4 protein-coding genes and 1 rRNA gene are annotated in these 7,242 nt (G+C 27.8%); all 5 read left to right on the plus strand.

Going from position 1 to position 7,242, the window contains the following annotated elements; genetic code table 11:
• Positions 1 to 9: 9 nt before the first annotated feature.
• A 5S ribosomal RNA gene (rrf, locus tag NSA50_RS19275) occupies positions 10 to 126 on the plus strand.
• 293 nt (positions 127 to 419) lie between these two features.
• Positions 420 to 1,853, plus strand: coding sequence for a glycogen synthase GlgA (gene glgA / locus NSA50_RS19280; RefSeq protein ID WP_257448050.1), 1,434 nt, complete (start codon positions 420 to 422; stop codon positions 1,851 to 1,853).
• A 25-nt stretch (positions 1,854 to 1,878) separates the two neighbouring features.
• Positions 1,879 to 4,314 (plus strand): glycogen/starch/alpha-glucan phosphorylase, encoded by a 2,436-nt coding sequence (locus tag NSA50_RS19285; RefSeq protein WP_257448053.1) that lies wholly within the window; start codon positions 1,879 to 1,881, stop codon positions 4,312 to 4,314.
• A gap of 159 nt (positions 4,315 to 4,473) precedes the next feature.
• On the plus strand, positions 4,474 to 5,634 hold the full coding sequence (locus tag NSA50_RS19290; RefSeq protein ID WP_195266912.1) for a glucose-1-phosphate adenylyltransferase: 1,161 nt from the start codon (positions 4,474 to 4,476) through the stop codon (positions 5,632 to 5,634).
• 16 nt (positions 5,635 to 5,650) lie between these two features.
• Positions 5,651 to 6,739, plus strand: a complete 1,089-nt coding sequence (gene glgD, locus NSA50_RS19295; protein ID WP_257448056.1) for a glucose-1-phosphate adenylyltransferase subunit GlgD — start codon at positions 5,651 to 5,653, stop codon at positions 6,737 to 6,739.
• Positions 6,740 to 7,242: the final 503 nt, after the last annotated feature.

Raw genomic sequence — 7,242 nt, forward strand, 5'->3', positions numbered from 1 at the left:
ACTCTGAAATCTGGTGATGATGGCGTAGAGGAAACACTCCTTTCCATTCCGAACAGGAAAGTTAAGCTCTACAGCGTCGATGGTACTGCATGGGAGACTGTGTGGGAGAGTAGAACGTTGCCAGGTCGTTAAAAAAGACTTAAGAATTTATTCTTAAGTCTTTTTTGTTATATAATTTTATTTTGAATTTTATTATTTATCAACAGATATTATAAATTTTCATCAAAAACTGTTTATAAAATAAAATAGTTGTGGAAAAGTTGTAACATAATATAGTATAAAAAATCTCTAGTGTAATCATTTACTAAGTTTCTTTATTATATTATTTACATAAAAATGGTTTTTAATAAGAATACTCTTCAATAAATTTCATACATTTAAATATATTATAAATTTTAAATTTATAGGGGGAGTACTGTATGAGAGTATTAATGGTAGCATCTGAGGCACATCCTTTTATTAAAACAGGGGGATTAGGAGATGTAATGGGAGCATTGCCTCAAGCATTAAATAAGGAAAATGTAGAAGTAAAAGTTATATTACCTAAATATAAAAATATATCAAGTAAATATATTAATAATTTGGAGTTTATAAAGTATTTTTATGTTAATGTAGGTTGGAGAAAGCAGTATTGTGGACTTTTTAGATATATATACAATGGGGTAGAGTATTATTTTATAGATAATGAATATTATTTTAAAAGAGATAATCTTTATGGATATTATGATGATGCAGAAAGATTCATTTTCTTTGATAAAGCAGTACTAGAATTTATTAATGAGATGAATTGGAGACCAGATATAATTCATTGTAATGATTGGCAAACAGGAATGGTTCCTGTAATTTATAGATTAGAATACGAAAAAAGAAATATGTATAGAAATATAAAAACATTTTTTTCAATACACAACTTACTTTTCCAAGGAACATTTTCTCCAGAAATTTTGCCAGAATTACTTGGATATAATTATGAAGCATATTTCAATAGAAGTATAGAGTTACATGGCGGGGTAAGTTTTATGAAAGGAGGAATTAATTACTCTGATCAAGTTACTACAGTAAGTAATACTTATGCACAAGAAATTCAGACATCTCAATATGGTGAAAGACTTGAAGGACTTTTAAGACATAGAAGTTATGCGTTGAAGGGAATTTTGAATGGAATAGATTATGATGAATATAACCCTGAAACTGATCAATATATATACAAAAACTATTCATTAGGTAATATATATGACAAGAAAGTAAATAAAGAATGGTTACAAAGAGAATTAGGATTACCAATAAATGGTGATATTCCTATTATAGGAATGGTATCTAGACTGACACATCAAAAAGGATGTGATTTGATTATAAATTCTTTAGATAGATTACTACAAAAGAATATACAAGTAGTTATATTAGGAACTGGAGATAGAGCTTATGAAGAAACACTAAGGAAATTTAACTATATATATCATGATAAGGTTTCAGTAAATATTAAATTTAGTAATGAACTAGCTCATAAAATATATGCAGGATCAGATTTCTTTTTAATGCCATCATTATTTGAACCTTGTGGATTAGGTCAGTTGATTGCATTAAGGTATGGAACAATTCCGATTGTAAGAGAAACTGGAGGATTAAAAGATACAGTCATTCCATATAATCAATACACTGGCTTAGGAAATGGATTTGGATTTAGAAATTATAATTGTCATGAGCTAACACATGTATCAGAATATGCTTTAAATGTCTATAATAATAAACAGATATGGAATTCACTTATAAGACAAGCGATGAAATCAGATAATAGCTGGGAAAAATCAGCAAGAGAATACAAAAAATTATATATAGGTGTAATAAATAAGTAATATTGCTTTAACAGGAGGAGAATTTATGCTAGATGTAGATAAGAATTCCTTAAAGAGGGATTACAAAAGAAAATTCCTCGAGATGACGGGAAAGGGATTGGAAGACGGAACTAAGAAACAACAGTATGAAGCTTTAGGAAGTTTAGTTAGAGATTATGTTGCTGAAGAATGGCTTAACACAAATAACAGATATAAAGAAACTGGAGAAAAGCAAGTATATTATTTTTCGATGGAGTTTTTACTTGGAAGATTATTAGGGGATGCTTTAATGAATCTAGGTATAAGAGAAACTTGTAGAGAAGCTCTTGCGGATTTAAATATAAATTTAGATGAACTTGAAAACTTAGAACAGGATCAAGGACTTGGTAATGGTGGTTTAGGTAGATTAGCTGCATGTTTTTTAGATTCTATGGCATCCTTAAATATACCAGGGCATGGGTGTGGAATAAGATATAAATATGGCTTTTTTGAGCAAAAAATAATAGATGGAAAGCAGGTAGAAGTTCCTGATAATTGGTTAAGATCAGGTAATGTATGGGAAATACCTAAAAGAGATAAAGCCGAAATAGTAAAGTTTGGTGGAGAAGTAAAAGTAGAAACTGTAAATGGAAGATTAGCTTTTACCCACGTTAATTACGAACCAGTATTAGCAGTTCCTTATGATACTCCAGTAGTTGGATATCAAAATGAAGTAGTTAATACTTTAAGATTATGGACAGCAGAGCCTGTAAGCAATGAATTTGATTTTTCATCTTTTAGTAGAGGGGAATTTTTAAAAGCAATTGAATATAAAAATTCTGTTGAATCAATATCATTAGTATTATATCCAGAAGATTCATTTTACGAGGGAAAAATGTTAAGGCTGAAGCAACAATACTTTTTTGTATCTGCCGGCTTGCAAAGTATTATAAGACATTATAAAAAATATAATAATAATATACATGAATTAGATGAAAAAGTAGCAATTCATATAAATGATACGCATCCAACGTTAGCTATACCAGAGCTTATGAGAATATTAATTGACGAAGAAGAATTATCATGGGAAGAAGCGTGGAGAATTACCCAAAATACAATTTCATATACAAATCATACTATACTTGCAGAAGCATTAGAAAAATGGCCGATAAATATGTTCAAGAAGGTATTACCTAGAATATATATGATAGTAGAAGAAATAAACGAGAGATATTGTAAGGAATTGTGGGATAAATATACAGCGCAATGGGATAAGATTTCTAGAATGGCTATCATTGGAGATAATTTTGTTAGAATGGCTAATCTAGCTATAGTAGGAAGCCATAGTGTAAATGGAGTTGCAAAGCTTCATACAGAAATACTTAAGAAAAAAGAAATGTCAGATTTTTATTATCTATATCCAAATAAGTTTAATAATAAAACTAATGGAATAACTCATAGAAGATGGCTATTAAAGAGTAATCCAGAACTAACAAATCTATTGAAGGAAACTATAGGTGATAGTTTTATTAGACATCCAATAGATCTAGTTAATTTTGAAAAACATTTAAATGATAATAATGTATTAAATAAACTTAGTAATATAAAGTTAAATAATAAAGTTAAGTTATCTAATGAGATTTATAATTCAACTGGTATAAAAGTAAACCCTGAATCTATATTTGATGTTCAAGTAAAGAGGATTCATGCATATAAGAGGCAAACTTTGAATTGCTTAAGAATTATGGATCTATACAATAAATTAATAGAAAATCCAAATATAGATATAAATCCAAGAACATTTATTTTTGCTGGAAAGGCAGCTCCAGGATATCGTTTAGCTAAAAATACAATAGAGCTTATAACATCAATAGCCAATAAAGTAAATAATGATCCAAGAGTTAATGAAAAAATAAAAGTTGTTATGATGGATAATTATAGGGTTTCACTAGCAGAAAAAATAATTCCAGCAACTGATTTAAGTGAGCAAATATCAACAACTACAAAGGAAGCATCAGGCACATCTAATATGAAGTTTATGATGAATGGAGCTGTTACAATAGCCACATTAGATGGAGCCAATATAGAAATAAAAGATGAAGTTAAAGATGATAATATAGTTATATTTGGATTAACTGCAAATGAAGTTTTAGATTATTATAAGAATGGTGGATATTCATCATGGGATATATATAATAATGATAATAGAGTTAAAAGGGTTATAGATGGTTTAATAGATGGAACTTATTCTTCTGATAAAGATAAGTTTAGAGTAATATATGATAGTTTATTAATGTATAATGATGAATTTTTCGTTTTGAAGGATTTTGACAGTTATATAAAAGCTCAAATAAAAGTAAATGAACTATATAACAATAAGTACAATTGGCAAAGAATGTGTGGAGTAAACATAGCACATTCAGGAATTTTTTCATCTGATAGAACAATAAAAGAATATGCAACTGGTATCTGGGGATCAGGAGTATTATATAAAAATTTATAAGATTATTAAAACACCTAAAAATCAATTAGGTGTTTTTTTTATAAAAAATAGTGTTACTTAACATATAATTAATGCCTTACTCATATTTATATCTTAAAGAGATACTTTGAGATTTTAATAAATATTTATATATAAACTAAGGTAAGGAGAGTAGGATAGATGGGTAAAAAAGAAATTGTAGCAATGATTTTAGCTGGAGGACAGGGATCACGTTTAGGAGTATTAACAAAAAGATTAGCAAAGCCAGCAGTACCTTTTGGTGGAAAGTATAGGATTATTGATTTCCCATTAAGTAATTGTTCTAATTCAGGTATATACACTGTCGGAGTATTAACACAATATAAGCCATTGGAATTAAATGCACATATAGGTATAGGGGCACCATGGGACTTAGATAGGAGAGATGGTGGAGTAAGAATATTACCACCATATCAAGAAGAAAAGGGCGGGAAATGGTATAAAGGAACAGCAAATGCCATTTATCAAAATATTGAATATGTAGATAGATATAATCCAGAGTATATATTAATACTATCAGGTGATCATATTTATAAAATGAATTATGATAAAATGTTAGAATTTCATAAGGAAAAAGAAGCTGATGCTACAATAGCTGTAATAGATGTACCTATAGAAGAGGCAAGTAGATTCGGAATTATGAATACAAGAGATGATTTATCAGTATATGAATTTGAAGAAAAGCCTAAAAAGCCTAAAAGTACAAAGGCATCCATGGGAATATATATATTTAATTGGAGTGTATTAAAAAGTTTTTTAATTGAAGATGAAAATGATATATACTCTAGTAACGATTTTGGGAAAAATATTATCCCAAATATGCTAAATAAAAGAATGAGATTAGTAGCCTATCCATTTGAAGGTTATTGGAAAGATGTTGGAACTATAAGAAGCTTATGGGAAGCTAATATGGATTTATTAAATACAGATAATAAGTTAAGTTTATATGATAATGAATGGAAGATATACTCAGAGAATATAGCAAGACCAGCTCAGTATATAGGAAGTAACTTAAATGTTAATGAGTCTCTTGTAGTAGAGGGATGTATAGTTGAAGGTGATGTAGAACATTCGGTAATATTTCAGGGGGTAAGTATCGGGAAAAATTCAGTAATAAAAGATTCAGTAATAATGCCAGATACTAAGATTGAAGATAATGTAGTAATAAATAAAGCCATAGTTGGAAGCAATGCAATAATTAGAAGCGGATGTAAAATTGGTGACGGTAAAAAAATAGCAGTTATAGCATCTAAAGAGGAGCTGAAAAGTGGTACAACATTAGAGCCTGCTGAAGCACTATAAATTAGGGGGAAATTAAATGAAGGATTGTATAGGAATAATAAATTTAGATGAAAAGGAAGATTATTTAAAAAATTTAATAGGTTCTAATACAATATCTGCAATGCCAATAGCAGGAAGATATAGAATAATAGATTTCATATTATCAAACTTAACTAATTCAGGGGTAGAGTGTATTGGTATATTTACAAAAAGAAAATCCTATTCTCTTATGAAGCACTTAAGTAATGGAAGACCGTGGGACCTTCATAGGAAGCATGATGCTTTAAAAGTATTCAATTATAGTGAATATGATCCAAGATATGATGATATTCATGGTTTTATAGAAAATATTGAATTTATAAAATACAGTAGAAAAGAGTATATAATTATATCGCCATCATACATGATATGTAATATAAATTATAAGGAAGCTTTAGAAAAGCATAAAACCTCAGGTGATGATATTACAGTAATATATAAGAATGAAGATAACTATAGTAATAAATTTATAAATTGTGAAGAAATAATAATGTACGACAATAATAAAGTAAAAAGCATAAAGGGTATTTCAGAAGGAAGAGGCAATACTAATGTAAATATGGAAATGTATATAATGAAGACAAGTTTATTTATAGATATAATAAAGGATAGTATAACTACTGGACTATATAAGAAAGTAAAAGAATATATAGTAGACAACTTGGAAAATTTAAATGTTGGAACTTTTGAATTTAAAGGCTATCTAGCTTGCATAAACTCAGTGGAATCATATTTTAATACTAATAAGGAATTGTTAAATGTAGAAATAAGCAGAGAGCTATTCTACAATAATAATCCAATATATACGAAACAAAAGGATGAATCTCCAACATACTATTCAAAGGAAAGTAAAGTCGATAATTCTATAATAGCAAATGGATCATATATAGAAGGTAAAGTTGAGAATTGTATAATTGGAAGAAAGGTGAAAATAGCAAAGGATGCTATAGTCAGAAATAGTATAGTAATGGAAAATTGTATAATAGAAAATAATACAATAATAAATAATGCTATATTAAATTCAGGAAATAGAATATCAGAAAATAATGTTATAAATGGTTCTAGTAATTATCCAATTATAATATAGTAAATAGAATAATATATTATAAAATAATAGAATAAGATAAGAAAAGGTGCTTAATAATTTATTCAATAAAAGAATATAATATATTAAGCACCATTTACATATAAAAATAGTATATTTTTATTAATGACGTATAATTCAAATAACAACTAATCCACACGTATCAATATGAGAAAAAAAGAGAAAAATAAAGATATTTGGCGAATTTATAATTATAATTATTATATTTAATAAATTAAAGTATAATTTATTAAAAGAAAGCATGATATCATACTTTATGTCCTAAGGGACAAGAGGTCTTACAAAAAGGATTTAACAGTCAAAAAAAAGATGTTGACAAATAAATCTAAAGATAGTAAGATAAGAAAGTCGCTTGAGAGCGATGAAGAAAATGGTCTTTGAAAATTGAACAGAAAATAAGTTAAGTAAAATAAACCAGCAATTCTTTTAGACGTCTTAAAATTAAGACTCAAAGTAATTTGAGCGAAGAGATTAAACTTTTTATT

The organism is Clostridium mucosae, from assembly GCF_024622765.1.
Taxonomy (GTDB): domain Bacteria; phylum Bacillota; class Clostridia; order Clostridiales; family Clostridiaceae; genus Clostridium.